The 1607-nt window shown below is 32.9% G+C and carries 1 protein-coding gene; it reads right to left on the minus strand.

Translation table 11 applies throughout. The annotated features are described in order from the left end of the window. Positions 1 to 859: 859 nt before the first annotated feature. Positions 860 to 1315: a hypothetical protein gene (locus AC3G7N_RS20485; protein WP_489424015.1), complete on the minus strand. Its 456-nt coding sequence runs from the start codon at positions 1313 to 1315 to the stop codon at positions 860 to 862. Between the last annotated feature and the right edge of the window lie 292 nt (positions 1316 to 1607).

The following is a 1607-nucleotide window of genomic DNA, read 5'->3' on the forward strand; positions in this document are numbered from 1 at the left end:
CAGATGTGGAGAACTTAAAGGGAATAACAGTCCTTTTCTACTTGGGGTAGCGTCAAAAAATGCGGATTTACAACGTTAAGGAAATTCCCAAAATAAAAAGCCCAATTTCTCAGTAAAATTGAAAAATTGGGCTTTTTCGTTACTCAAGAAAAGCGCCCGTTCGTTTAATAAACTGATAAACTGAGGTTATAATTTCCTTCATAAGAACCCTTGTACTATTATCCATTATTCTTTACAAATAGCAGCTTTGCCCTCATTAACTCTCCCTGACCTTTTGTCTATTTTTAAAACTCCTTCTCCACAATTATTGGGTTTACTGAAATAAACACAATATTAATTAGTTTCGTCCTTATATTCAACTTTTGTAACTCAATTGTTGTAGGTCTTCATATTTTCTAGCTATTTTTATTGCTTCTTTTTCCGAAATTGTTTTGTTGTTGACACTACTAAAACCTGTTGGTAAGGAAAGTAAAGTGATACATAACAGCGCTAAAGCCCTTTACATAAAAAAAGAGCACAATGCTTAATTCAGAATCGGTCCCTATTGCTTATCAAAGGAACTTTACTATCCCTGTTATAAAAATACGTCAGTCTTTGTTAAACTAATGCACCAGTTGTTAAAGAAGAAAATCTTTACTCCCCAACTTGAAGTAAATACCTTTTTTCTTTTCCGTCATACTCAACAATCAAAATGTCTCTTCATTCTTTTGCTAAAAAATTTTGGCTCCGACTGGTAAAGTATTACCCATCCCTTCGGTTATTTCCTTATTTGTTTATCTTTATTTAACTCCTCTTTCTCAATCCAATCAACACCCGTATTTTATAAACCTTTCGGAAAAGCACCTTTTAGTGAAGGTGCTTACCTTTTGCCACGATTTTTCTTTAGAATTTTATAAACGAGAATACCAGCTAAAATAACCAATATTGAAAAAATAAAAACCTTAACGATCCCTTGTTCATAAAAAACACTTCTAAATTCATATTCACCTTCTCTATTTGCCATTATATATCGACCATCAAATTCTTCAATGGCTATTGCTTCGTCCGTACTAACTCCTTCAATTGAATAGTATTTAGTACCTTTCTTATAAGCATTAGAGAAGTTGCCAGAATACTGTTCCATATCCGAATACTTTGTGACTTGCCCAATTTCATCGCCAATTTCTGTTACATATTCATCATCACTTATCACATAAATATACCCGTCCCAAACTACAAATGGGTATGCCCAAGATGTTGCCATTATCTTACTTGGAGCAAAAGAAATTAATAAAACAAATAATACTGTAATCAAAAGTACATGCTTATTTCTCAAACAAATCCCCCCTACTTGGATTTGACGTTTATTTTTTGTATAAGTTTCAATGATTGCCTTGTTTCACTAACCTGCTACATTCGTTTAAGATCAATCTTTCGCATACTCTGGTTCATTAACTTTAACATAACTATAATTATTCAAAATTTAATATTCACATACTCTAAAATAGAAATCTCGGTTATACAACAAACTGGCCCTTATACGTAATAAGGGCACAGGTCCTTGTGCCATAATCGTGCCCGATTGCTTTATAAAGTATAAATTCCAACGAAAAGACTAAATCCAGCTG

The organism is Virgibacillus carmonensis, assembly GCF_057836705.1.